Consider the following 23,146-nt stretch of genomic DNA (forward strand, 5'->3'; position numbering starts at 1 on the left):
CCGGGCAGACAGGGAGGCGCCGCGCGTCCCAGGCAGGTCGGCCGCTGCCGGAACAGGCGCCGCCAAGCCGGCCGCCCGGCCTTTTGCCTGGTCGTGCGCCGGCTGGCGGCCGAGCGCAGGGCGCTCAGTAGCCGACGGTAAAGCGCTGCCGGATGAAATGCGGCGACTCGGCCTCGTCGAGCACCGCCATGGCGAAGTCCGGCAGCGAGACATGACTGTTGCCATCGGCCGCCACCAGCAGCTGATCGCCGCCGAGGCGGAATACGCCACTGCGCTCGCCCGGATGGATGTGCGCCGACGGGCTGACCAGCGTCCAGCTCAGCGTCGCCTCGGCGCGCAGCTGCTGCAGGGCCTGGCGGGCGCCCTCGGCGCTGGCGCGCCATTCGGCGGGGAAGTCCGGTGTATCGAGCAGTTGCAGGCCTGGCGCCACCTCCAGACTGCCCGCGCCGCCGATGCTGATGAAGCGCGGCAGCCCGGCGGCCTTCACCGCGGCGATGATGCTGGCAAAGCCTTGCAGGTAATACCCGGCGACGTCGGCGTGCGCATGGCCGCTGAAGGCGCTGAGCACCAGATCGTGACCGGCCAGCTGCCTGGCCAGTGCCGCGCCATCGAGCACATCGCAAGCTTGCGCGCTCAGCCCGGGCTGGGGTGCGAGGCGTTCGGGGTGGCGTACCAGTGCGGTAACCTGGTGACCACGCGCCAGGGCTTCGGCCAGCAAGGCCGAGCCGATGAAACCGGAAGCGCCAATCAGGGCAATGTTCATGGTGGGTGTCCTCTCAGAAAAGCTGTTGGTTCGAGACGGCATGCAGGCTGTTGCCATGCCGGGCGAGCAGGGTGGGAACGCCCTGGATGTTTTGCTGCTGCATCAGCTGGCGCGCACGTGCGACCAGCTGGTGCAGCGCGTCCGGCCAGGGGCCGGCAAGCTGGCGGGCGAGGCTGGCGCTGTCCAGGCCGTAGCGCTCGCCCAGCGCGGCGTGCGCATCGATGCTGACATCGCCCTCCACATAGCGCAGGCGCTGGACGGCATGCAGTACATCCAGGCTGTGCTGCGGTGCGGCCTGGCTGAGCAGGAACCAGGCATGCGTGGCCAGCGAGGCGTCAAAAATCTGCTCCGCATCGCCCAGGATGCGCTCGCGGTAGTGCATGCTGAAGGGCTGGCCGGTGCGGGTGGCAATCTGCTGGTCGGCCTGCCAGAAATACTCGCGCCGCAAGGCATCGGGGCGCTCGGGGCGGCAAAAGAGGCCGCTGGGCAGCAGCTCGAATTCGGCATGCGGCAGGGCGGTCCGCAGGCGTTGCAGCCCCGGATGGGCGCCATAACACCAGCCGCACCAGGGGTCGAAAATCAGGATGAAACGGTCATTCATGGCGAAGCGGGCCTTGCTGTGTCTTCAACGATGCTTGCCATCATCCGCGCTTTCATTGTTCGGATAAATCCCGTAACTGTGGATTTACTGTTTGCAAAATGCATACAATTTGCAGGGGCAAGCCGCCCGTTGCTGCTCGCCGTGGGGAGTGGCTGGCGTGCTCAGCCCTCAGCCGTTTGAATGCCTGTGGGAGCGAGCTGGCTCGCGAAGCGTTGCTGATCGCGACCAGCTCGCTCCCACGACTTACCACATCAACAGAGCCAGCATGCCCGCCGAATTGCCCGACCTGAACCGCCTGCGCCTCTTTGTCGCCGTGGCCGAAACCGGCGGTTTCACCGCCGCCGCAGTCCGCTTGGGGCTGGCCAAGGCGGTGGTCAGCCAGCAGGTGGCCAGGCTGGAAGCCGAGCTGGGCGTCACCCTGCTGACGCGCACCACGCGGCGCGTCGTGCTGACCGAAGCCGGCGCCGCTTTTCTGGCGCGCTGTACCCTGCCGCTGCAGCAGCTGGAAGACGCGATGCTGCAACTCGATGCCATTGCCCACGAGCCGCGCGGCGTGCTGCGCATGACCGCGCCCGGCGATTATGCCGCCACGGTGCTGGCACCCGCGCTGGCCGCTTTCCGGCAGCGCCATCCCGCCTTGTCCTTCGATGTGATTGCCTCGCACGAGATTCTCGATCTGGTCGAGGGGCGCATTGATCTGGCCATCCGCATGGGCTGGCTGCAGGATTCCAGCCTGCGTGCGGTGAAACTGGCCGATTTCGAACAATGGGTGGTCGCCGCGCCCGGCCCGGCGGCCGCCAGCGTGCAGCATCCGCTCGATCTTGCCCAGCAGGACTGGATCGCCGTCAGCCTGCTGCCCAGCCCGCGGGTCTGGCAGTTCGCCGGCCCGGGCGGCGAAGCCTGCACGGTGCGCATGGCCGCCGGCAGCGAAGCGAATTCGCCGACCACGGTGCAGGCGCTGGTGGCGGCGGGCGCCGGCATGTCCATCCTGCCGGACTTCATGGTGCGCGACGCGGTGGCCCAAGGCACCTTGCTGCGCCTGCTGGCGCAGTGGCAGTTGCCGCAGGCGGGCATTTACGCCGTTTATCCGGCCGGGCGGCATTTGCCGGCCAAGGTGCGCGGCTTTATCGATTTCTTCCGCGACTGGCTGGCCGCCGGCCCGGTCGTGGCAGGACACCGGTCGCGCGGGTGAGACGAGGCTGCGGCCAACAACAGGGGCGCTTCTCCGCAGCCCGGGCGTGTGTCGCCAAGCCTGGGCCTGATTGGGTGGCTAGCTCAGAACAAGACCTCATTCCCGTGGGACGCCGGCATGCTGAGTTGCTGTGCTGCCTACCTCATCAGGAGCCGGGAAGTCGACCAAATCCGCCGTGCTTGTGCGCCACGCCTCTGCGCCGGCTTGTGCTTTGCTGTTCCAACTGGTCCGGCCCTCTGATGTTTTCGCGCGTGGGAGCGAGCTTGCTCGCGATCAGCAACGCTTCGCGATCAGTAACGCTTCGCGAGCAAGCTCGCTCCCACAGCAATTCACCCTTCGGCGCGCCGGATCAGTCAATGAGCGCTTCGTCCCAGTCGTCGCCACCGCCGATGACGCGATAGGCGACCTCGCTGCTGAAGCCGCGCCCGAGCAGGAAACGCAACTGTTTCGCGCGTTCTTTCTGGTCCGCTGGCGGCGTGCCGAATTTCTTCTGCCACAGCCGTCTTGCCGCCGCTGTTTCATCTTGCGCGTGTTCGGCCAGCGCGTTTTCCAGCACCGCGCCGGCGACGCCCTTCATGCGCAACTCCTGGCGCAGGCGATTCTGGCCATAGCGCGCACTGCGCTGCGCCGCCCATTGCTCGGCAAAGCGTTCGTCCGACAGCCAGTTGCGGTCGGTGAAATCGGCGAGGACCTGTTCGACCAGCTCCCCGCCCTCATCACCGGCCGCGCGCAGCAGCTTTTGCCTCAGCTCGGCACGCGAGTATTCGCGGCGGGCCAGCAGCGCCAGGGCCTTGTTGCGGAGTGTCTGGAGGAGGTCATCATTCATGGGTATTGCTTCGTAAGCTAATAGAGGGTTTGGCTGCAGGTTAATACATTGCGGTGTATGTGGCTGAAGTGCAGTTCGAGTTGTTTAAGCGCCTGCGGCGCGGTGTTTGATGCCGGGTGTGCCCGGCGGCACGTCGGGGGGCTTGTCTTGCCAAGCCCCCCGACACCCCCAAGGCGCGCCCGCTTCGTCGCCCCGCTACGCGGGGTGCCCTGCGATGCTCGTTGCAGCCAGCGGCGTGCCGCAACTCGCCCTACGGGCTCAAACACTCGTCACGCCGAAACCCTGGCTGCAACTGTGCTTCTCGGCGACTGCGAGGGCATCTCGTCCTAACTGACATAGTGATATACCCATGCAGTGATAAATCCACAGCCAAGCCTAGAAAAGGGCTGCAGCCGTATACCCATTGTTGTAGGTTGGGTTGAGCATAGCGAAACCCAACAATACGGCAGCAATCCCGTTGGGTTTCATAGCATTCAACCCAAGCTAAGAATCACCGCCGCCGCCGAGTTGTCCCGCGCCCCCGGAAAAACGAGCATCGCAGGGCAGCCCGAAGGGCCGGCGGTCACCGCAGAGCTTGGCGGCTTTGCCGCCTAGCGTCGAGCGATGCCGGCTTGCTGGCACCGGGCTCGCCTTTCTTTGGCTACTTTCTTTGGCGAAGCAAAGAAAGTAGCCCGTGGGCGCGGCGGAAACGCGCATGAAAACAGCGTGCCGCAGGCACTGAAAACGGCATGGTTGGGATTAATCTGCAATCGACCCAAAGTGGAAGTTTTAATTTTTTTGGTTTAGAAACCAAGATTTGGTCGCAGGGTCACGAATGAGTGACCAAATGATTACAGCAGATGATCCTATTATTGTTGCAACGAGAAATTGAGCTGGTGTTGTGTAGATTCCATGAAATGTTGACGAAGGGAAGAAAAGTAGATTTATACCAATTTCACAAAATGCGATTGTTTTCATGTAACGCCACGACCATTGAGTTCGCCGCATGAAAAATAACGTAATGCTAATGAATGAGAGCATTAGTATTGGTGAAATTAGGCGGAAGACATCTGATTCATATAGCGGAGCAAGTGCGGCCATTGCGGAGCGAGATGTGATGTAGACTAATAGAGCAATCCGAAGATGTTTGGGCATATTCTTGCTTTTAGTTGTTTGAGCCGGAAATTAATTCGCCTAACAGTCCGTAGGTTAAGTGAAATAAAATACGGCTGAACGCTTGCCGTAGTTGTTGGTCTTCGCAAGCTCGGCGTCAACCTGCAAATTGCACTTTCCAATTATGGCAGAATTCTCCCTTCGATAAACCGAAATCTGCGAAATGAACAGTCATCTCTTGGAGTAACCCGATTGATATCAAAGGGTTTTCTTACGAGAGCGGTGTGTTTGGTTATAACCGATTGCCTCATCATTAGATTGATGGCGAATGATTAGTTCGGATTCTTTCTGGTTTACTTCTTGCTTGTTCTCGGATTCAAAGAGGATTTCCTTCCTGATTGTAAAATCACTCAGTTGCTCTTTGGTAAAGTCCTGTTCGACTAAGTTGTTGTCCCAAGAGCCAAAGTAGTTTATTGAGTGTCCTGCTCCGCCAATATCTTTCCCGATGTAGATTTTTCCATTTGGAAATGTGAGCTTGTATACCACGTGGCGAAATTTCATGGCGCATTATTCCAATGAGCATGTGGCCAATTTGCAGTAGCTATGCTGAATTGGTATTTGCATGAGTGGTATCTCGTGTGGGCTGGCGTGTCGAGATTGATAAAACAACGGCCGCATCAGCGGCCGTTGTTGTTGGGGCGAAGGATCAATCCTCCAGCGCTTCCTCGTCTTCCATCGCGCCGCCGGCAACGATGGGGGCCGCGTTGCCGCCGATTTTCTCGCGGATTTTCTTCTCGATTTCTGCGGCGACTTCGGGGTTGTCTTTCAGGTAGTTGCGCGAATTTTCCAGGCCCTGGCCGATCTTGTTGCCGTTGTAGCTGTACCAGGCGCCGGCCTTTTCCACGATCTTGTGCACGACGCCGTGCTCGATGATTTCACCTTCGCGGCTGATGCCCTCGCCATAGAGGATGTCGAAGGTGACGACGCGGAAGGGCGGGGCGACCTTGTTCTTGGCGATCTTCACCTTGGTCTGGTTGCCGATCACTTCCTCGCCCTTCTTCACCGCGCCGATGCGGCGGATGTCCAGGCGCACCGAGGCGTAGAACTTCAGCGCGTTGCCGCCGGTGGTGGTTTCCGGGCTCTGGCCCGGCATCATCACGCCGATCTTCATGCGCAGCTGGTTGATGAAGATCACCAGCGTATTGGTGCGCTTGATGTTGCCGGTGAGCTTGCGCAGCGCCTGGCTCATCAGGCGCGCCTGCAGGCCAACGTGGGTGTCACCCATTTCGCCTTCGATTTCGGCCTTGGGCGTCAGCGCGGCAACCGAGTCGACCACGATGATGTCCACGCCGCCGGAGCGCACCAGCATGTCGGCGATTTCCAGCGCCTGCTCGCCAGTGTCCGGCTGCGAAATCAGCATGTCGGAAACATTGACGCCAAGCTTTTGCGCGTACACCGGGTCGAGTGCGTTTTCCGCGTCGATGTAGGCCGCCACGCCGCCCAGTTTCTGGATTTCGGCGACCACGTGCAGACACAGCGTGGTCTTGCCGGAGGATTCCGGCCCGAAGATTTCGACAATGCGTCCGCGCGGCAGGCCGCCGACGCCCAGGCCCAGATCCAGGCCCAGCGAGCCGGTGGAGACAACCTGCAAATCGTTTTCGATCTGGTTTTCGCCCATCTTCATGATGGCGCCCTTGCCGAACTGGCGTTCGATTTGTGCGAGTGCGGCGGCGAGCGCCTTGCTCTTGTTGTCGTCCATGAAAGCTCCTGGCAGCGGTAATTGGTGGGTGTGGCGGATTATAGAACAATCGTTCTGTTTTGCAAAATGTCCTGCACGGGCTGTGCACTGCGGGTCTTGTCCTCAGGCCAGCGTGAAGCAGAAGCTGGCGCCGGCGCCCGGCGTGGCCTTGGCCCAGACCTTGCCGTGATGGCGGGCGATAATGCGCTGCACGATGGCCAGACCGATGCTGTTGCTGCCTTGCGAGGCGCCGCCGTGCGGGCGCTGGAAGGGCGCAAAGAGCTTGCTGGCGTGCGTCATGTCAAAGCCGCAGCCATTGTCGCTGACGCAGTACACCGTCTTGCCATTGTGCTGGCTGGCGGCGAAGCGGATGCGCGGTGCGGGGCTGTCCTGCGTGTATTTCCAGGCATTGTCGAGCAGATTGTGCAGGGCAATGCGGATCAGTTGCGGGTCGGCGCGGGCGAGCAGGCCCGGGGTGATGTCCAGTTCGATGGCGCGATCCGGTTGCAGGATGGCGATTTCCTCAAGCAGCTCGCTGGCCAGCGCACTGAGGTCGACGTCCTGCAGTTCGGGTTCGGCACGGGCGAACTGCTGCAGGGTCAGCAGGTCGTCGAGATGATTGTGCAGATTCTGCAGGCCGGCGGCGAGCTGCCGCAGGTAGGCGCGGCCGCTGTCGTCGAGCATGCGCGCGTAATCCTTGTCCAGAATGTCACTGAGCCCTTCAAGCAGGCGCAGCGGGCCGCGCAGGTCATTGCTGATGGCGTTGCCCAGTTCCTCGTTTTCGCGCTGGGCGGCGGCGAGTGCCTGTGTGCGGCTTTCCACCGCGTCTTCGAGGTGATGGCGATAGAGGTCGAGTTCGATCTCGTTTTGCTTGCGCTCGGAAATGTCGACCAGATAGCCGTGCAGAAAACGGCTGCCTTCGCTGTTGCTGGTGTTCGCCAGCAGCAGGATCCAGGCATCGCTGCCGTCGGCGCGGCGCATGCGGCATTCGAAGTGGCGCTGCCCCTGCTGTTCGCTGTGCTCGCCAAACAGCTGATAAATCAGATACTGGTCGTCGGGGTGGATCACCTGGGTCAGGAAGCTGTCTTCATACCAGACGCTCAGCGGCAGGCCCAGCAGCATTTCGGCCTGCGGGCCGATATAGGTGAAGCGCCATTCGCCGGGCCGGGCATCCCAGGGGATGACGCTGCTGTTTTCCACCAGGCGGCGCAGGCGCTGTTCGCTGGCGCGCAGCGCCGCTTCGGCCTGGCCGCGGCTGATCAGGTCGGCTTCGAGCTGCAGGTTTTTCTGCTCCAGGTCGACCACCAGCTCCTTCAGCGACTGGCGTGTGCGTTCCAGCGACTTGCCCAGTTCGCCCAGCTCGTCCGCGCGATCCCAGACGAAGGTTTCGTCCAGGTCGCGCTTGGCCAGCCGGCTCGACTGGCGCAAGAGCCGCTGCAGCGGGCGCAGCAGGCGGGCATTGAGCAGGACGTAGATCAGGCTGATGCTGATGATCGCCTGCACCGCCACGGCGATCAGATACTGGTTCTGTTTGTTGCGCAGTGTCTCTTCCGCCTGGCCGTTGTCCATTTCCAGATTGATCACGCCGATCTGCCGGCCTTCCTTGTTGACCGGCAGTGACACGATGCTGAGCCGGCTGCGGCGGCGCTCGGGGAAGTTGGCGCTGAGAAAGGGCTGGCCCTGGGCCGCATCGACGACGGTGATGCGTACCACGCGCTCGTCGCCCAGTACCGATTCCAGCAGCGGGCGGCCGGCTTCCGGCGTCAGGTTCCAGATCGGTTCGCGCATGCCCAGCGCGAGAATTTCCGCCAGTCGTTGCTGCTCGTGCGCAAAGCTGCGCTGCATGTCCTGCTGCTCGCTGCGGATGCCGAAATAGCCATTGATGCTGGCTGGCAGCAAGAGGCCGAACAGCACGGCAAGGATGATGGCGGCGCGCAGGGAGAATCGCATGCGGTCTGGTAGGGCGGCGGAGTAAAGAAGCCTAGTGTAGAGCAAACTGCCGGTGGCGAGCAGCGCCGCGCACATCCCTTGCAGCCAGGAGGAAACAGCTAAGGCCGGGATTTGATGCCGGGCAGGAATTGCCGCCCTTTCGCTGCAGGGCCTGGCGGCAGGCGGCATAATGTGCGCCGGAGTGTCAGGGAGGCAAGACCATGAAAATCATCGTGCTGGGAGCCGGGGTGATCGGCGTGACATCGGCGTGGTTTCTGGCGAAAGCAGGCCACGAGGTCACCGTGATCGAGCGCGCGCAGGAGCCGGCGCGCGAAACCAGTTATGCCAATGGCGGGCAGGTTTCCGTGTGCCACGCCGAGCCGTGGGCGAATCCGAAAGCGCCGTGGAAAACGCTGCAGTGGCTGGGCGAGGAAGACGCACCGCTGCTGTTCCGCTTCAAATTCGACTGGAACCAGTGGCGCTGGGGGCTGCGCTTTCTGCAGCAATGCACGCCGGAGCGCGCGCGCTTCAATCTGCAGAATCTGGTGCGCCTGGGACTATATAGCCGCGACACGCTGCAGGCTGTGCGCGGCGAGCTGGGCTTGTCGTACGACGAGCGAACGGAAGGAATTCTTCACTACTACACCGACGAGGCCGATTTCAACGCCGCGATTCCGGCCGCCGCGCTGATGCGCGAAGTGGGGCTGGACCGGCAGGTGAAATCCGCCGCCGAGTGTCTGGCGATCGAGCCGGCGCTGCGGCATTCGCGCCGCCCGATTGTCGGCGGCACCTACACGCCAAGCGACGAATCGGGTGATGCGCGCAAGTTCACCAACGCGCTGGCCAAACACGCCGAGGCGCTGGGGGTGACCTTCCGCTACGACTGCGCGATCGACGGGTTTGATGCTGAAGGCGGCGATGTGAAAAGCGTGCGGGTGCATACCCCAGAAGGTAAAGAAGTGCTCAGTGCCGATCGCTTCGTCGTCTGCCTGGGCAGCTACAGCCCGCTGTATCTGGCGCCCTTGGGCGTCACGCTCGACATCTACCCGGCCAAGGGCTATTCGGCGACGATTCCGGTCGGTCCCGAGCACGAGGCGCCGACGGTGAGCATGACCGACGACGGCTACAAGCTGGTGTTTTCCAGACTGGGCGACCGCCTGCGCGTGGCCGGCACCGCCGAATTCAACGGCTACAACCTTGAACTGAATGAAATCCGCTGCCAGGCGCTGATAGACCGCACGCGCGAGATCTTTCCCAACGGCGGCGACTACGCCAACGCCGAGTTCTGGACGGGCCTGCGCCCCGCCACGCCGGGCAATCTGCCCTATATCGGCAGCACGCGCTACCCAAGCCTGTGGCTCAACACCGGCCACGGCACCCTGGGCTGGACCGAATGCTGTGGCTCGGCCAAGGCGATTGCCGACCTGATCGCCGGCAAACAGCCCGAAGTCGATTACCCCTTCGTGCAGGGGCTGTGAGCGACAGGTTCACTTGCACCGAAAAACCACCAACGCAAAGACGCAGATGAAAGGCAACATATCGGCTGTTTTTCTCTGCGTCTTTGCGCCTCAGCCTTGGATTTTGGTTTTGTTGTGGCTGCGACCTGCAAGGGGAAGGGGGGCGGGCTTGTGGTAAATTGGTTTTTTCCGGTTTGAGGGACGGCAATGATCAAGAACGTGATTTCCGACATGGACGGCGTGGTGTACCGCGGCAAGCAGCTGATTCCCGGCGCGCAGGATTTTGTCGACCGCATGCTGGCGGCCAGGATTCCCTTCCTGTTCCTGACCAACAATGCCGAGCAGACGCCGTATGACCTGAAACTGAAGCTCGAATCGCTGGGCGTGCACGGCCTGACGGAAGACAACTTCATCACCGCCGCGATGGCCACCGCGATGTTCCTGAAAAACCAGAAGGAGCGCGCCAAGGTCTACGTGATCGGTGGCGGCGGGCTGATCAACGAGCTCTACAACGTCGGCTTCTCGATATCAGAAAGCAAGCCGGATTATGTCGTGGTGGCCAAATCGACGACCTTCAGCTTCGAGCAGATGAAAAAGGCGGTGCGCTTTATCGACCAGGGCGCCAAATTCATCGGCACCAACCCGGACATGATCGACCCGGTCGAAGGCGGCAACGAGCCGGCGGCCGGCACGATTCTGGCGGCGATTGCCGCCGCCACCGGCAAGAAGCCCTACATCGTCGGCAAGCCCAACGCGCTGATGATGACGCTGGCGCTTCGCAAGCTCGGCGCGCACCCGGATGACACGCTGATGGTCGGCGACCGCATGGATACCGACATCGTCGGCGGCATGGAGGCCGGCATGAAAACCGCGCTGGTGCTCTCGGGCGTGACGACCACCGAGATGATCGACCACTTCCCCTACAAGCCCGACTACGTGTTCAACCACGTCGGCGAGATTGCGCTGGACACGCTCTGAGGCATTGCTGATCGCTGATCCGCTTCTGGAAACTGCAAACTGGAAAAGGGACGGCGATGGTCGGCCGCCTGGGCGTTTGCCCGGAATGGCGCCGGGGAGTGTTGCGCTGCGGCGGCCTGAGAAAACACCATGGCGCCAGCGGCGCCATGGTGGGGTGGGGGCACAGGCCCGTTGCGGGGCCTTCAGGCCGCCGAGCGATGCTGGTTGCTGCGTTCCAGTAGCAGGCACTGCACGGCGCTGAGCATGCCGCGCGCCTTGAAGAGCACAAAGGCATTGGGGCGATTGGTCAAGAGGCGCAACAGGCCCAGCTCCAGATGCAGCAGGTCGGAGGTATTCAGCTCGCGCAACCAGTCGTGCGGGGCCGAACCAAACAGGGGGGCTTGCATTGTCGTTCTCCATGAGTACGGACAATTGCCAGCATAAATAAGCCCTGTTACCAGATTGCGTAAGACAGATAAAAGGTTTGCTAAACCAGACAATCAGTTCCTGATGATTTGCTGATGCAGTGCCTGTGCGCGCGCCAGATCGTGCCCGGACAGGCCGATCTGCTCACCGCAGGTGCAGGGCAGGATATGGTCGGGGGTGAGCGATTTCAGGTGATGCGTGAGTTCGTGCTTGCAGGCTGGGCATTCCACGACCAGCGTGGCGTTGTGGTGCTTGTCGATGTTCAAGTCGAGGTTGAGTCCGGGCATCGTGCAACTCCTGGGTTGGCGGCCGCCGGCGGCGAGCCTGAGTCCAGCCTAGTGTGCTGGCGCAGCGTCCATCAAGCGGCATCGGCCTGCCGTTCGTCTTGTTGTCGCACCGGGCTGGATCAAGAAACTTGCAATCCGCGCCGGCTCTGCCTTGACCCTCCTGCAGCCGCCGCCGACAATCGGCAGGCCGATCCGGTGCACCAGCCGCCCAGGGGCGTGCTGACGGTTTTCCGCCGCCGTGCCGATGGGGCGTGGCGGCCCAGCGACTTCAGCAAGGAACACTTCGTCATTCCCCCGTGGGACGCCGGCCTGACGAGTTGCTGAACTGCCTACCTGATCAGGTGGCGGCTTGCCCATGCCATGCCTTTTCCCGGCTTGCCCGGAACCCATTTATCGCGGCCTGGCGCGAGCCGGCCCGCCTGAGAGAACACCATGACAGTCATCGATCATACTCCCGTTACCTATCAACAGCTGGCCCTTGAATTGCAAAGGCTGCGTGACAATACCCCCTTGGTTCATGTCATGACCAATGAGGTGGTGCAGGAATTTACCGCCAATGTGCTGCTGGCCATCGGCGCGGCCCCCGCCATGATTGTCGCCGAGGAAGAAGCCGGCGAATTCGCCGCCATCGCTTCCGCGCTGCTGATCAATGTCGGCACGCTTTACCCGGCGCGTTTTGCCGCGATGAAGATTGCCGCGGCGGCCGCGCAGCAGGCCGGCACGCCCTGGGTGCTCGATCCGGTGGCGGTCGGCGTACTCAAATACCGCAGCGATGCCGCGCGCGAGCTGCTGGCATTCCAGCCCGCCGCGATTCGCGGCAATGCCTCGGAAATCCTGGCGCTGGCGGGGCTGGCGGGCGGCGGGCGTGGCGTGGACAGCACCGCCGGCTCGCACAGCGCCGTCGATGCCGCCAAACAGCTGGCGCGCGACACCAGTGCGATTGTCGCGGTGACCGGCGCAACCGATTACATCACCGACGGTGCGCGCGTGCTGTCCACCGGCTGGGGCCATGTGCGCATGACCCGCGTGGTCGGCACCGGCTGCGCGCTGTCTGCCGTGGTGGCCGCCTTCCTGGCCGACGCGCCGGATCGCCTGTTAGCGGTGGCTGCCGCCTGCGGCATCCTGGGCGTGTGCGGCGAGCGGGCCTTCGATTGCTCGGAAGGCACCGGCTCCTTCAAGATGGCCTTCCTTGATGCGCTGACCGTGATCGCCCCCGCCCAGCTCGCCACCGCCGAGGACAATGCCTGATGCCTTCACAACGTGAACTGAATCCGATTGATCTCTCGCTGTATCTGGTGCTTGACCCCGAGCTGTGCGGCGGCCTGGCCGGCATGGTCAGCACCACCGAGCAGGCGGTCGCCGGTGGTGTGACGGTGGTGCAGCTGCGTGCGCCGCAGTGGAAAAAGCGCGACTGGCTGCGGTGCGCGCGCGAACTGAAAGCGGTCTTGGCGGGCAGCGGCGTGCCGCTGATCATCAACGATCACGTCGACATCGCGCTCGCCGTGGCTGCCGACGGCGTGCACGTCGGTCAGAGCGATATTCCCGCTGACGTGGTGCGCGCCCTGATCGGCCCGGACAAGATTCTGGGGCTCTCGACCAATAATCTGGCACACCAGCAGGGGGTATCGGCTGCTATCGTAGACTATATCGGCGTCGGGCCGGTATACCCGACGGGCACCAAGAAAGACGCTGCGCCTTCGCTGGGGCTGGATGAGTTCGCGCGCCTGATGCAGACCAAGCCGCTGCCGGCGGTGGCGATTGGCGGCATCAAGGCCGGCATGGCCGCGCCCTTGATCGCTGCCGGCGCTGATGGCGTGGCAGTGGTGTCGGCGATCTGCGGGCAGGGGGATGTGCGGAACGCGACGCAGCGGCTCAAGGCCGAGATCGCGGCAGCCCGCTGAGTTGCGTCATTCCGGCGCAGGCCGGAATCCAGGACGTAGGGTGGGTTAGCTGCATTAGCAGCGTAACCCGCCGGATGGAGTTTTAGCGCCTGGCGGCGCAGTGTTGGGGGGCCGGTTCCGCCCGGCGGACGGGTTACTTTCTTTGCTTCGCCAAAGAAAGTAAGCAAAGAAAGGCGCGCCCGTTCCACCGTTCCGCCGCGCCGAATGCCCTGCGCTGCTCGCTCCGTCCAGCGGCGCGCCGCAACTCGCCCTGCGGGCTCCAGAAACAGAGAAAAAACAAAGCAAAGGTAAAACTGATGAACGCCCCCAGCCATCCCATTCCCCATGCCCTGACCATTGCCGGTTCCGATTCCGGCGGTGGCGCCGGCATTCAGGCCGATCTGAAAACCTTCTCCGCGCTCGGTGCGTACGGCATGAGCGTGATTACGGCGCTCACCGCGCAGAACACGCGTGGCGTGAATGCCGTGCATCCGGTGCCGCCGGACTTCGTACATGCGCAGCTCGATGCGGTGTTCAGCGACATCCGTGTCGATAGCGTGAAACTCGGCATGCTGGCGAATGCCGAGATTGTCGCCGCCGTGGCCGAGAGCCTGCAGCGCTGGCAGCCGCGTTTTGTGGTTGTCGATACGGTGATGATCGCCAAGGGCGGGCAGGCGCTCTTGCTGCCCGATGCGGTGGCCGGCATCCGCGAGAAGCTGTTGCCGCTGGCCGGCCTGATCACGCCCAATCTGCCGGAAGCGGCGGCGCTGCTTGATTGCTCTGAGGCGCAGACCGAAGACGCGATGCTGCGCCAGGGCGAGGCACTGCTGGCGCTGGGGGCCAATGCGGTGCTGATGAAGGGCGGCCATCTGCCGGGGGAGGATTGCCCGGACTGGCTGCTGGTGGCGGGCGAAGAGCCGGTGTGTTTCCCGGCGCGGCGCATTGCGACCCGGCACACCCACGGCACCGGCTGCACCCTGTCGGCGGCCCTGGCGGCGCTGCGCCCGCAGTGCGCCGACTGGGGGGGCACCGTCGCACAGGCCAAGGCCTGGCTGCTGCAGGCCATCGGCAATGCCGAGCGCTTGCAGGTGGGGCAGGGCATCGGGCCCGTTCATCATTTCCATGCCTGGTGGTGACAGGGTATTGACCTGCAGCCTTTCAGGGTGATGGGCTACAGGGTGATGGGGGCGGATGTATCAGGCGGCGATGGCCAGGTCTTCCGTCCCGTCCTCCGCCAGCGCCGGCAAGCCGTGCCGGGCGCGGGCGGCGTTGCAGCGCTCGTCGCCGGCGCGGAAGTCGCGGCAGGTGCTGGAGCGTGCGGCATAGATGCTGCAGGAGACCATTGCGCCAACGCTGCCCTGCAGCGCGCTGCAGCGCACCGGCTGTTGCTCGGTGCCGCGCATGGGGCGACGTGGTGCGGGCTAATCGGAATGGTCAGTGCCTGCGGCACGCGGCCGGCGGGATGGGCGTCGGTTTCGGCCCAGTAGAAGGACACTCGAAAACTGGCGCAGCAGGCGCCGCAGTGCTGGCAGACGGAGCTCATCGCGATAGCGGATCAACAAGCAGGGTCAAGGGGGTGGCGTTTGCGGCGGCGATGATGCCGCAAGCCGGCCTGGCTGTGAATGGCCGGGCGGGACCCTTGTCGCGCGCGTGCAACGGCGGGCCGAGCGGACGCGGGCCGCGCTGCGTCAAGGCTGCCGGCGCGGCGCAGACTGGCCTGCGCAAGCTGCGGCGCCGCCAGTGCGAGGCCTGGCGCAATGCCGCCTGGCTGGCGCGGCGCGTGTGCGGCCTGGCCGAAAAAAAGCCCCGCCAGAGGCGGGGCAAGGTTCAGGCTGAAGTTCCCGAATGCGCCGGAATCAGCGCAGTTCGACGACGCCGGCCAGCGGATTGGCGGTGACGTAGTACTTGTTGTCACGCTTGGCTACCGGCAGCTGCTTGCCGGCCTGGAAGGCCGCCAGCGGGGCGATGGCATTGACCGGGTTCAGCTGCAGCGTGATCGGCGTGGCGTACTTCGCGCATTCCGGCGCGCTGGTGTCAAACGTCACCGAGCGCAGGTCGCCGCCCAGCACCGGCTTGCAGTACTGGCGGGCGAAGCGGTAGCGGATTACGTCGCTCGGCCCTGCCATCCACAGCAGCCCGGCATCCACCTTCGCCTTCACATAGTCCAGGTGCGCGGTGTAGCGGTCCAGCGGCGCGGTTTCCCAGTAGCCGGTATCGACACTGTGCATGGTGCGCGTGGCCCAGGCGCCCTGGCTGATTGCCGCATCGACGTGCAGGTTGAGGATTTCGCTGCCCATCGGGTAGAGCGACCACTTGCCGTCGACGGTAAACAGGTCCCACTTGATGCGATACGGATTGTCGAAGTTCGCCGGGTTGATGCCCGCCGGCATGGTGGTGTAATCCACACCGCCATTGGCGACCAGATGCGTGGCGCGTCCGCCGAGATAGGCCGTGCCGTTCTTCAGGAAGTCCGTGCCGGCGGCCGAGGCGGCATCGCCCGGCCAGACGAAATAGCTGGCCTGGTAGCCGTCGAGCCTGGCGGCAATGTCGGCGGCTGCGCCATTGAGCTGGTCGTGCAGCGCGGCGTCAGCGATATAGGGGTCGGGATGGGTGCGGCTGTGGCTGACGATCTCGTGGCCATTGGCGACCATGGTCTTCGCCGCGGCCCAGTGCTGCTCCGAGCAGTTGCCGGTGATGACGCCAAAGCCGGCGACGAGGCCGCGCTGGGTGAGCGCCGGCTCGATCAGCTTGATGTAGGGGTCGTTGCCGTAATACATCGAGCAGTAATCATCATGCAGCAGCGAATACGCGCCGTTGGCGCCATGCTTCCAGCTGGTGGCCGACACCAGATTGACCAGCGGGTTCGGGGTCGGCGGCGGCGTGATCGTCACATTCCAGCCAATGATGCAGTTCTTGAGATCCCCTGTGCCATAAATGGGCGTGGCCGGGCCATTGGGCGGAGTGGGAACGGGGCAGAGCAGTGGTGTTGGCGAAGGCGTGATGGTTGAGGTGACGGTGGCGGTCGGTGTCGTGCTGTTGCAGGCTCCGATATCCTTCCATGCGCCCCACTGGCCAGACTGGTCGGGGCGCTCGCTGCCTTCGGCCCACCATCTGGCTTCGTAGTCTCGACCGTTATGGGTGACGCGGCTGCCGCCCGGATAGGCCTTGGCGGTCCAGCCCGGATAGCAGCTGCTGGCGGCGGTCGGGGTGGCGGTGGGGGTGACCGTCGGAGTGGTCGTGGCGGTTGGTGTGGCGGTTGGCGGGCGGGTTGCGGTGCTCCAGCCAACGATGCAGCCATTCAAATAAACCGGAGTGGCTCCACCGCTAGGGGACGGCGGGGGAGACGGGCAGGTGGGCGTGGGGGTCGCTGTCGGTGTTGTGGCGCTGCTTGCGCCGAGGTCTTTCCACAGTGTCGGCGTGCCGGCCGGATTCCAGTTGGCGCCGATGTGGGCCGTGTGGGTGGTTAGAGCCTGGTAGTCGCGGCCGTTGTAGCTGACCACGCTGCCGCTGCTGTAGGTGCTGCCTTCCTGCCACGCGGTGGCGGCATGGCTGCCGGCGGCGAGCAGCAGGCCGATCAGCAGGGTGCTGAGGGTAGTTGTTTTCAATTGCGTCTCCATCTTCCTGGCTTGTGATTGCCCCCCGGCCGCCGGGCCTTGCTGGCCTCTGCTGGTCTTGCCGGTTCGGGCAGCTGTGACTATCGGCGCAGCGCAGCCGGTTGACCAGCCGGGCTGCGGGCTTCTTTCACGAATGACGGCGCGCGTTCGAAAATGGCCATTAAAAACAGTGACATGCAGGTTTGCTGGCACCGGGCGGATTCACGAATGACCGTGCAATGGCGGCGGCGACAGGTTCACCAGGGGGGGCTGGCAAGGCCTCTTCAGGCGCCGGGCAGCAGCTTCTGCAGTGTGACCACGTCCTGCCAGGCCCGGATCAGCAGGGGCGCGCGGCTCGCGCTCAGTGCCGCGCGCAGTGGCGCCGGAAGGCCGGCCTGCAGCAGCAGGGCATCCACATCGTGCAGCTCGCCCAGTGTGCCCTGTGCGGCTTTCAATGCGGCCTGGTAGGGCGGCGCTGCGGACTGCGTGGCGCTGCTGGCGGCCTCGTTGAGGTAACGCAGACGCTTGATGGCCAGTCGCAGCGCATGCCAGAGCGCGGGCGGGCTGTCCGGGGCAAGGCTGCCGAGCGCCCGCAGCAGGCGCGTGTGCAATGTGCGCCGGTGCTGCGCCAGCCGGCCCGCGCTGACCGGCCGCGAGCAGGCCAGCCAGCGCGTGCTGTCCAGCAGCAGCGTGTCCAGTGCTGCCGTACTGAGCGCGACGCGCAGGCGTTCGCTGGCTTCTGCCATGGCTTGCCGGTGCCGGGTCAGACTAGCCTGTCCGGCGCGATGTTTCTGCAGCAGCGCGAGTTGCACATCCAGATCGCGCATGGCATTGCTCTGCTGCGCGGCCGTGCGCCAGCGCGTGCGACATTCGGCATTCCCGAGCAGCGGCAGCAGCGCGCGCCAGTTGCGCATGGCCACGCGCAGATCGTGCAGCGTTTCGGCATCGCGCGTAAGCAGCCAGTCACGGCGCAGCCGGCCGATACGGGCCAGCAGGTGCAACTGGTAGAGCAGCAGGGCGGAGGCGGTGGACATGACGGGCGTGACGGCTGACAGGTGATTCAGCTTAGCCCAGTCGGCCCGGTTCGGGGATTGGCATGGGTATATGGATGTAGCCTTTTACTGGATTGGGCTGCATGGCTATACCCTGTTTGTTGTTGCGGGCTGCCCCGGCCCGCGCCGCAAGGCCACCGGCCACGGCCGCTCAGGCCGCCGTGGTCTGGCCCTGCGCCAGCCAGCCGGCGGCCAGCTGCCGGGCCGCATCCAGATTGCTGACCACGGGCATCCCCAGCGCCAGCGTGTCGGCGCTGGGCGCGCGCAAATCCGGAATCATGATGGCCCGGCAGCCAGCGGCATGCGCCGCCTGCACGCCGAAATTGGAATCTTCAAAGGCGAGGCATTCGCGCGGGTCAACACCGAGCGCGGCAGCGGCCTTGAGGTAGATTTCCGGCGCCGGCTTGGGGTGGGTGACTTCATTGCCGCAGACGGTGGCGGCGAAATAGGGCCACAGGCCGGCAGCCTGCAGATGGTGTTCGGCGATCGGCCGGCGCGTCGAGGTGGCCACGGCGCAAGGCAGGCCCAGCGCCTTCAGCCAGTCCAGCAACGCGAGAATGCCGGCCTTGTGCGGGATGGGGCCCTCGGTCAGCGCCAGGTAGTGGCGATGGGTGCAGGCGACCAGCTCGGCAATCACGCCCGCGTCGGGCAGGTAGTGCGCCAGATGGCCGGACACCTTGCTGGAATGCATGCCGACCATGCCCAGAATGGCCTCCTGCGAGAGCTGCACCGCCAGCTCGGCGCTGGCAAGCTCCCAGGCCGCAAGGGCGATGCGTTCGGTATCCAGCATCAGGCCGTCCATGTCGAAAATGGCGGCGCGAACGGGCGGGTGGGCGGGGTAGGCGTTGTGCATGCGGGTTCCTGTTTATAATCTGTGCTGCGGTCGTGGCCGGATTGTTCAGCAAAACGACGAAGGCTGGCGCTGCCCGCTCGCTGTGCCGCTGCGCTTGGCCGCGGGAATGCAATCCGCGCGATGTCTTGTCCTGCGAGGCATGGCGGCTGTCTCGGCGCGCGGGCAATGGCTTGGCCAGTCGTGGGTCGCGACCCGATTTTAACCCGGAAAATCCATTGGGACGCGGGATGAGGGCGAGCTGTCTTGCCCGTGAATTCACGTGCTGGCGCCAAGCCCATCGCCAGCCCTGGGCGCGAAGCAAGGGTCCGAAGAGCCGCCCGATCGCTTATCCGGGGTGAACAGGCGGCGCCAGGCGCTGCCCCCCGTCCTTTCCCTGATCTTCCTGCCGATGAGGTCCGTGTGGCGCGCAAATCCAGCCCGAATTTCCAACCCGATACCTGCCCCTGCGGCAGCGGGCTTGCCCTGTCCGCCTGTTGCGGGCGCTACCATGCCGGCCAGCCCGCGCCAGACCCCGAGCGGCTGATGCGCTCGCGTTACACGGCCTATGTGCTGGGGCTGGAAGACTACCTGCTGGCGACCTGGCATGCCAGCACGCGTCCGGCGTGTCTCGGGCTGACGGACGAGCCGCGTGCCCACTGGCTGGGGCTGACGGTCAAGCAGGCCGGGCAGGACGGCGAGCAGGGCTCGGTGGCCTTTGTCGCCCGCTACAAGGTGGGCGGGCGCGCCTACCGCATGGAAGAACACAGCCGCTTTGTGCGTGAAGCGGGCTGCTGGTTCTATCTGGATGGCGAGATCAGCGACTGAGTAACGTCATTCATGCCTCGGCTCTGTCGAGGTTTTGTTTGCGCTGCCCGTTTGTGCTGTTCTTGGCCTGAAACAAGGCGCAAAGCCCGCTGCATGGTCGTGCCATGTGAGGGTTTTGCAATGCCGTGTCAGGCCAAAAACAGGCAAACCCGGAGGGCTGGGCGCTTTTTGCGCCGACTCTACGTTGTTGCTTCGCTGACATAATCGGTTATGCGGCGCTCGCAACGCCTTGATTCGGTGCCAAAAGCGCACCAGCGGGAACGCACATAAAACCTCAACAGAACCTGGTCACGGCCGCAGCTGCTGCGGCTTTTTTGTGTGCACCGTTTTCCGGCATGCCCATGCACCAGAACTGTGAAGTATTCACAAACGCGTAGTTCTGTTACGCGATCATTTTTTATGTATTACTGTTTTGCTACATTGCAAGTGTATGAATATAAAAAGAAATTACATAAGTTGTGTAGTCAAATACAATGCGTTACGCGCATAAGCATGTAGTTTGCCTACAAAACCACTTGCACCAATTTGGTAGTTTTGATAAAGTTCGTCCTGTCGATACCCGACACCCAGATTGATGAAATCCGGAACCTAATCAAGGAGAAGGAAAATGCGTACCCTGATGAAACTCGTGAAGAATGCTGAATTTGCCCAGCAAATGCTGGTCAAAGCGTATGGCTGGCAACTTACTCGTGGCATGTAAGTTGCAGTAAAAATTGCCTCTGGCAAACCCTGATTGAACGCTTGATCATGGTTCTGTGGCGCAAGCCACCTGCTTCAAGGTAGCGCAAGCTACTGGTTTTCCGCGGCGCAAGCCGCAAGTTGTCGACTCCTCATCCTCCTGTGCCCGGCTCAGACTCAAGTCCAGCCGGGTTTTTTTTGTTCGCCGGATGGGGAGATGGCAAGAAAAAAGCCGGAGCAAGGCCCCGGCTTTCCCTCCGCCCGCCGTGTTCAATCGGGCAGGTGGGCCAGCAATTCCAGCGGGTGACGGATGGTGAGGTCGGCGCCCCAGGCTGCGGGTTCATCGTGCTCGGCGATGTAGCCATAGCTGGCCAGCACCGTGGTCATGCCCACGCGACGGCCGGCTTCGATGTCGCGCTCGGCGTCGCCGACATAAAGGCAGTGGGCCGGATCGACGCCCAGCTCGGCAGCCGCATGCAACATCGGCTTGGGGTCTGGCTTGGGTATGCCTACCGTGTCGCCGGATACGCAGGTTTGCGGGGCAATGGGCAGGGGGAGTATGCCAATCAGCGGGTCGGTGTAGCGCATCGGCTTGTTGGTGACGATGCCCCATTTCAGGCCGCGACCGGCGATTGCCGTGATCAACTCGCCGACGCCGTCAAAGAGTCGTGTCGAGTCGCAGAGTCCCTGCTCGTAATGGGCGAGCAGGCGCTCGCGCAGTCCGGCAAACTCGGTGTGGGTCGGGCCAATGCCAAAGCCCAGCTCCAGCAGGCCGCGTGCGCCATGGCTGGCAACCGGGCGAATGGCTGCATAGGGCTGGCTGGGACGGCCTTCCTCGGCCAGCAGCCGGTTGAGCGCCGCGCCCAGGTCGGGTGCCGTATCGGCCAGCGTGCCGTCAAGATCGAACAGAACGGCCTTGATCATGCTGCTTTCCTGCAGGCCATCAGGTAATTGACGTCGGCGTCGCCACCCAGGCTGTAAATCTGCGTGAGCGGGTTGTAGTGCATGCCGCGTACCTCGACGGTATCGAGCCCGGCCAGGCGCGCCATGCGGCCCAGTTCGGACGGCTTGATGAACTTGCCATAATCGTGCGTGCCGCGCGGCAGCATGTTCAGCACGTATTCGGCACCGATCACCGCCAGCAGATAGGCCTTGGCATTGCGGTTCAGCGTCGAGAAGAAGACCCAGCCACCGGGCTTGACCAGCCGTGCGCACGCCGCGATCACGCTGGCCGGCGCGGGCACGTGCTCGAGCATTTCCAGGCAGGTGACGACGTCATAGCTTTCCGGCGCGCTTTCGGCGAGTTCCTCGACCGACACGCAGCGGTAGTCGATCTGCAGGCCCGATTCGAACAGGTGCAGCTTGGCGACCTTCAGCGATTTTTCCGCCAGGTCAATGCCGGTGACGCTGGCGCCGCGCTCGGCCAGCCCTTCGGACAAAATGCCGCCGCCGCAACCGACGTCCAGCACGCTCTGGTCAGCCAGGCTGACAAACTCTTCGATAAAGCCGAGCCGCAGCGGATTGATCTCGTGCAGGGGCTTGAATTCGCTGGTCTTGTCCCACCATTTGTGGGCCAGTGCGGAAAATTTGGCGATTTCGCCGGAATCGACGTTGATCTGACGCTCGGTCATCATGCATTCCTGTGCTGTGCTATGCGGGCTTGCCAGCGCTGCGCGGCCGCCAAGGCGCGATCGGCGAAGGCATCGCAGAGCTGGTGGCCGGCCAGCACGCGGCGTCCGGCAATCCAGACGTCGCTGACCTGGCTGCGATCGCTCGCGTACACCAGCTGGGAGACCGGATCGTAACATGGCTGTGCGCTGCATGCAGCGAGGTTGACGGCGATCACGTCGGCCTGCAGGCCGGCCCTGAGGCTGCCGATCTGCTCGCCCAGCCCCAGTGCGGCGGCGCCATTGCAGGTGGCCATTTGCAGGGCATCCCAGGCGGGCAGGGCGGTCGGATTGGCATCGACGGCCTTGGCCAGCAGCGCGGCCAGCCGCAGGTCGGCAAACAGATCCAGCTTGTTGTTGCTGGCGGCGCCGTCGGTGCCCAGTCCGACATTCACGCCGTGGCGCTGCAGTGCGGCCACGGGAGCGAAGCCGGAAGCGAGCTTGAGGTTGGAGGCCGGATTGTGCGCGACGTGAACGCCATGTCTGGCCAGCAGCGCCATTTCCGCGTCGTTCACATGCACCATGTGCGCGGCGACCAGCTGGCTGCCGAGCAGGCCCAGCCCGGCCAGGCGTTCCAGCGGGCGCATGCCGTGTTCCTTGACGCTGTTGGCGACTTCGTCGGCGGTTTCATGTATGTGGCAATGGATGCCCATGCCCAGTTCATCCGCCAGGGTGATCACGCGGCGGAAGGTGGCATCGCTGACCGTATAGGGGGCGTGCGGCGCCAGGGTGAAGCTGACCAGCTTCTCGCCCAGGTACTGCTCGCGGCAGGCCAGCGCCCGGCCGATGTAGGCGTCGGCATCGGCGGCGTAGGGGGTGGGAAATTCCAGGATGGAGCAGCCGACGACCATGCGGTAGTTTGCGTCGAGCGCCGCGCGCGCCACGGCGTCGTGGTGGAAATACATGTCGTTGGTGCACGTCACGCCACCGGCGATCAGCTCGGCAATCGCCAGCTGCGTGCCGTCGAAGACGAATTCGTCGCTGACATGCCGGCCTTCGGCCGGCCAGATGTGCTGCTGCAGCCAGTCCATCAGCGCCAGATCGTCGGCATAGCCGCGCAAGAGCGTCATGGCGGCGTGGCAGTGCAGATTGATCAGACCAGGCAGCAAGGCGTGCTGCGGGAGGGGAATTTCCTCGGCTTGCGGCCATTGCTGGCGTGCGGTCTCGACGGGGAGGACGGCGAGAATCCGCTCGCCTTCGATCAGCAGCGCATGCTGCTCAAGAACAGTGCGGGTGTCCGGCTGAATCAGCCAGCGCGGCAGGAGGGAAGTCAGGCGGGGCATGGCAAATCCGTGGCGGGCTTCGCAAGGTGGGGTGATGGCGGTTGTGCGGTGGGCAGGCGCTGAAAATG

Annotated in this window: 22 protein-coding genes; 7 read left to right on the plus strand and 15 right to left on the minus strand. The window is 63.9% G+C overall.

Annotated elements, in window-relative coordinates; genetic code table 11:
• Positions 1–124: 124 nt before the first annotated feature.
• Positions 125–763, minus strand: coding sequence for an NAD(P)-dependent oxidoreductase (locus C515_RS0106480; RefSeq protein WP_028454874.1), 639 nt, complete (start codon positions 761–763; stop codon positions 125–127).
• Between the two features lie 13 nt (positions 764–776).
• On the minus strand, positions 777–1,364 hold the full coding sequence (locus C515_RS19865; RefSeq protein WP_051304698.1) for a DsbA family protein: 588 nt from the start codon (positions 1,362–1,364) through the stop codon (positions 777–779).
• A 265-nt stretch (positions 1,365–1,629) separates the two neighbouring features.
• Between C515_RS19865 and C515_RS19870 the strand changes: the two genes are divergently transcribed.
• Positions 1,630–2,556, plus strand: a complete 927-nt coding sequence (locus tag C515_RS19870) for a LysR family transcriptional regulator (protein ID WP_043648435.1) — start codon at positions 1,630–1,632, stop codon at positions 2,554–2,556.
• Between the two features lie 349 nt (positions 2,557–2,905).
• Here C515_RS19870 and recX read toward each other — a convergent pair whose 3' ends face one another.
• The 4 genes from recX to C515_RS22360 form a co-directional block, all read right to left on the minus strand.
• Positions 2,906–3,382, minus strand: coding sequence for a recombination regulator RecX (gene recX / locus C515_RS0106495; RefSeq protein WP_051304699.1), 477 nt, complete (start codon positions 3,380–3,382; stop codon positions 2,906–2,908).
• Positions 3,383–4,732: 1,350 nt separating this feature from the next.
• A complete protein-coding gene (locus tag C515_RS0106500; protein ID WP_028454876.1) occupies positions 4,733–5,035 on the minus strand; it encodes a GIY-YIG nuclease family protein in 303 nt (100 codons plus the stop codon).
• 145 nt (positions 5,036–5,180) lie between these two features.
• A complete protein-coding gene (gene recA, locus C515_RS0106505; protein ID WP_028454877.1) occupies positions 5,181–6,233 on the minus strand; it encodes a recombinase RecA in 1,053 nt (350 codons plus the stop codon).
• Between the two features lie 102 nt (positions 6,234–6,335).
• A complete protein-coding gene (locus C515_RS22360) occupies positions 6,336–8,162 on the minus strand; it encodes an ATP-binding protein (RefSeq protein ID WP_051304700.1) in 1,827 nt (608 codons plus the stop codon).
• A gap of 200 nt (positions 8,163–8,362) precedes the next feature.
• On the opposite strand from C515_RS22360, the gene C515_RS0106515 reads away from it, so the two are divergent.
• Both C515_RS0106515 and C515_RS0106520 read left to right on the plus strand, forming a co-directional pair.
• Positions 8,363–9,619 carry a D-amino acid dehydrogenase gene (locus tag C515_RS0106515; RefSeq protein WP_028454878.1) on the plus strand — a complete coding sequence of 419 codons (1,257 nt, stop codon included), beginning with the start codon at positions 8,363–8,365 and terminating at the stop codon, positions 9,617–9,619.
• A 186-nt stretch (positions 9,620–9,805) separates the two neighbouring features.
• The gene (locus C515_RS0106520) at positions 9,806–10,576 is read left to right on the plus strand and encodes an HAD-IIA family hydrolase (protein WP_245574996.1); all 771 of its coding nucleotides are present in this window, start codon (positions 9,806–9,808) and stop codon (positions 10,574–10,576) included.
• Between the two features lie 182 nt (positions 10,577–10,758).
• Here C515_RS0106520 and C515_RS0106525 read toward each other — a convergent pair whose 3' ends face one another.
• Together C515_RS0106525 and C515_RS0106530 are read right to left on the minus strand one after the other, a co-directional pair.
• Entirely contained in the window at positions 10,759–10,962 is a 204-nt protein-coding gene (locus C515_RS0106525; RefSeq protein WP_028454880.1) for a hypothetical protein, read from the minus strand.
• Positions 10,963–11,055: 93 nt separating this feature from the next.
• Positions 11,056–11,268 carry a hypothetical protein gene (locus tag C515_RS0106530; protein WP_028454881.1) on the minus strand — a complete coding sequence of 71 codons (213 nt, stop codon included), beginning with the start codon at positions 11,266–11,268 and terminating at the stop codon, positions 11,056–11,058.
• A gap of 432 nt (positions 11,269–11,700) precedes the next feature.
• Between C515_RS0106530 and thiM the strand changes: the two genes are divergently transcribed.
• The 3 genes from thiM (at position 11,701) to thiD (ending at position 14,284) form a co-directional block, all read left to right on the plus strand.
• Entirely contained in the window at positions 11,701–12,516 is an 816-nt protein-coding gene (thiM, locus tag C515_RS0106535) for a hydroxyethylthiazole kinase (protein WP_043648438.1), read from the plus strand.
• A complete protein-coding gene (thiE, locus tag C515_RS0106540) occupies positions 12,516–13,169 on the plus strand; it encodes a thiamine phosphate synthase (protein ID WP_043648441.1) in 654 nt (217 codons plus the stop codon). Before thiM ends, thiE begins: the two co-directional genes overlap by 1 nt.
• Before the next feature lie 296 nt (positions 13,170–13,465).
• Positions 13,466–14,284: a bifunctional hydroxymethylpyrimidine kinase/phosphomethylpyrimidine kinase gene (gene thiD, locus C515_RS0106545; protein WP_028454884.1), complete on the plus strand. Its 819-nt coding sequence runs from the start codon at positions 13,466–13,468 to the stop codon at positions 14,282–14,284.
• A gap of 60 nt (positions 14,285–14,344) precedes the next feature.
• On the opposite strand, the gene C515_RS24550 is transcribed toward thiD, so the two are convergent.
• The 4 genes from C515_RS24550 to C515_RS19890 all read right to left on the minus strand — a co-directional run bounded on the left by C515_RS24550 (position 14,345) and on the right by C515_RS19890 (position 18,646).
• Complete coding sequence (locus C515_RS24550; RefSeq protein ID WP_245574997.1) at positions 14,345–14,551, minus strand: YkgJ family cysteine cluster protein; 207 nt, start codon at positions 14,549–14,551, stop codon at positions 14,345–14,347.
• Positions 14,552–15,004: 453 nt separating this feature from the next.
• Complete coding sequence (locus C515_RS22365; RefSeq protein WP_158380788.1) at positions 15,005–16,753, minus strand: carbohydrate-binding protein; 1,749 nt, start codon at positions 16,751–16,753, stop codon at positions 15,005–15,007.
• 272 nt (positions 16,754–17,025) lie between these two features.
• Positions 17,026–17,775: a CHAD domain-containing protein gene (locus C515_RS0106565; protein WP_028454887.1), complete on the minus strand. Its 750-nt coding sequence runs from the start codon at positions 17,773–17,775 to the stop codon at positions 17,026–17,028.
• A 169-nt stretch (positions 17,776–17,944) separates the two neighbouring features.
• Positions 17,945–18,646, minus strand: coding sequence for an HAD family hydrolase (locus tag C515_RS19890; protein ID WP_051304701.1), 702 nt, complete (start codon positions 18,644–18,646; stop codon positions 17,945–17,947).
• A gap of 399 nt (positions 18,647–19,045) precedes the next feature.
• On the opposite strand from C515_RS19890, the gene C515_RS0106575 reads away from it, so the two are divergent.
• Positions 19,046–19,450 carry a YchJ family protein gene (locus tag C515_RS0106575; protein WP_028454888.1) on the plus strand — a complete coding sequence of 135 codons (405 nt, stop codon included), beginning with the start codon at positions 19,046–19,048 and terminating at the stop codon, positions 19,448–19,450.
• A 948-nt stretch (positions 19,451–20,398) separates the two neighbouring features.
• Here C515_RS0106575 and C515_RS0106585 read toward each other — a convergent pair.
• The 3 genes from C515_RS0106585 to C515_RS0106595 are packed head-to-tail and all read right to left on the minus strand — an operon-like array spanning position 20,399 to position 23,078.
• Positions 20,399–21,052, minus strand: a complete 654-nt coding sequence (locus tag C515_RS0106585; RefSeq protein ID WP_028454889.1) for an HAD family hydrolase — start codon at positions 21,050–21,052, stop codon at positions 20,399–20,401.
• Entirely contained in the window at positions 21,049–21,762 is a 714-nt protein-coding gene (ubiG, locus tag C515_RS0106590) for a bifunctional 2-polyprenyl-6-hydroxyphenol methylase/3-demethylubiquinol 3-O-methyltransferase UbiG (protein ID WP_028454890.1), read from the minus strand. Before ubiG ends, C515_RS0106585 begins: the two co-directional genes overlap by 4 nt.
• Entirely contained in the window at positions 21,759–23,078 is a 1,320-nt protein-coding gene (locus C515_RS0106595; protein ID WP_028454891.1) for a TRZ/ATZ family hydrolase, read from the minus strand. The genes ubiG and C515_RS0106595 overlap by 4 nt, the downstream gene beginning before the upstream one ends.
• Positions 23,079–23,146: the final 68 nt, after the last annotated feature.

Origin of the sequence: Chitinilyticum litopenaei DSM 21440 (assembly GCF_000428145.1) — a bacterium.
Taxonomy (GTDB): domain Bacteria; phylum Pseudomonadota; class Gammaproteobacteria; order Burkholderiales; family Chitinibacteraceae; genus Chitinilyticum; species Chitinilyticum litopenaei.

What these genes read in the sequence shown, in the direction of transcription:
- recX (WP_051304699.1), bottom strand. Translation starts at nt 3,382, where the DNA reads ATGAATGATGACCTCCTCCAGACACTCCGCAACAAGGCCCTGGCGCTG.
- thiM (WP_043648438.1), top strand. Translation starts at nt 11,701, where the DNA reads ATGACAGTCATCGATCATACTCCCGTTACCTATCAACAGCTGGCCCTT.
- C515_RS19865 (WP_051304698.1), bottom strand. Translation starts at nt 1,364, where the DNA reads ATGAATGACCGTTTCATCCTGATTTTCGACCCCTGGTGCGGCTGGTGT.
- C515_RS19870 (WP_043648435.1), top strand. Translation starts at nt 1,630, where the DNA reads ATGCCCGCCGAATTGCCCGACCTGAACCGCCTGCGCCTCTTTGTCGCC.
- C515_RS0106525 (WP_028454880.1), bottom strand. Translation starts at nt 10,962, where the DNA reads ATGCAAGCCCCCCTGTTTGGTTCGGCCCCGCACGACTGGTTGCGCGAG.
- C515_RS0106565 (WP_028454887.1), bottom strand. Translation starts at nt 17,775, where the DNA reads ATGTCCACCGCCTCCGCCCTGCTGCTCTACCAGTTGCACCTGCTGGCC.
- thiD (WP_028454884.1), top strand. Translation starts at nt 13,466, where the DNA reads ATGAACGCCCCCAGCCATCCCATTCCCCATGCCCTGACCATTGCCGGT.
- C515_RS0106515 (WP_028454878.1), top strand. Translation starts at nt 8,363, where the DNA reads ATGAAAATCATCGTGCTGGGAGCCGGGGTGATCGGCGTGACATCGGCG.
- C515_RS0106530 (WP_028454881.1), bottom strand. Translation starts at nt 11,268, where the DNA reads ATGCCCGGACTCAACCTCGACTTGAACATCGACAAGCACCACAACGCC.
- C515_RS0106595 (WP_028454891.1), bottom strand. Translation starts at nt 23,078, where the DNA reads ATGCCCCGCCTGACTTCCCTCCTGCCGCGCTGGCTGATTCAGCCGGAC.
- C515_RS0106585 (WP_028454889.1), bottom strand. Translation starts at nt 21,052, where the DNA reads ATGATCAAGGCCGTTCTGTTCGATCTTGACGGCACGCTGGCCGATACG.
- C515_RS19890 (WP_051304701.1), bottom strand. Translation starts at nt 18,646, where the DNA reads ATGCACAACGCCTACCCCGCCCACCCGCCCGTTCGCGCCGCCATTTTC.
- thiE (WP_043648441.1), top strand. Translation starts at nt 12,516, where the DNA reads ATGCCTTCACAACGTGAACTGAATCCGATTGATCTCTCGCTGTATCTG.
- ubiG (WP_028454890.1), bottom strand. Translation starts at nt 21,762, where the DNA reads ATGATGACCGAGCGTCAGATCAACGTCGATTCCGGCGAAATCGCCAAA.
- recA (WP_028454877.1), bottom strand. Translation starts at nt 6,233, where the DNA reads ATGGACGACAACAAGAGCAAGGCGCTCGCCGCCGCACTCGCACAAATC.
- C515_RS0106500 (WP_028454876.1), bottom strand. Translation starts at nt 5,035, where the DNA reads ATGAAATTTCGCCACGTGGTATACAAGCTCACATTTCCAAATGGAAAA.
- C515_RS0106520 (WP_245574996.1), top strand. Translation starts at nt 9,806, where the DNA reads ATGATCAAGAACGTGATTTCCGACATGGACGGCGTGGTGTACCGCGGC.
- C515_RS0106480 (WP_028454874.1), bottom strand. Translation starts at nt 763, where the DNA reads ATGAACATTGCCCTGATTGGCGCTTCCGGTTTCATCGGCTCGGCCTTG.
- C515_RS22360 (WP_051304700.1), bottom strand. Translation starts at nt 8,162, where the DNA reads ATGCGATTCTCCCTGCGCGCCGCCATCATCCTTGCCGTGCTGTTCGGC.
- C515_RS24550 (WP_245574997.1), bottom strand. Translation starts at nt 14,551, where the DNA reads ATGCGCGGCACCGAGCAACAGCCGGTGCGCTGCAGCGCGCTGCAGGGC.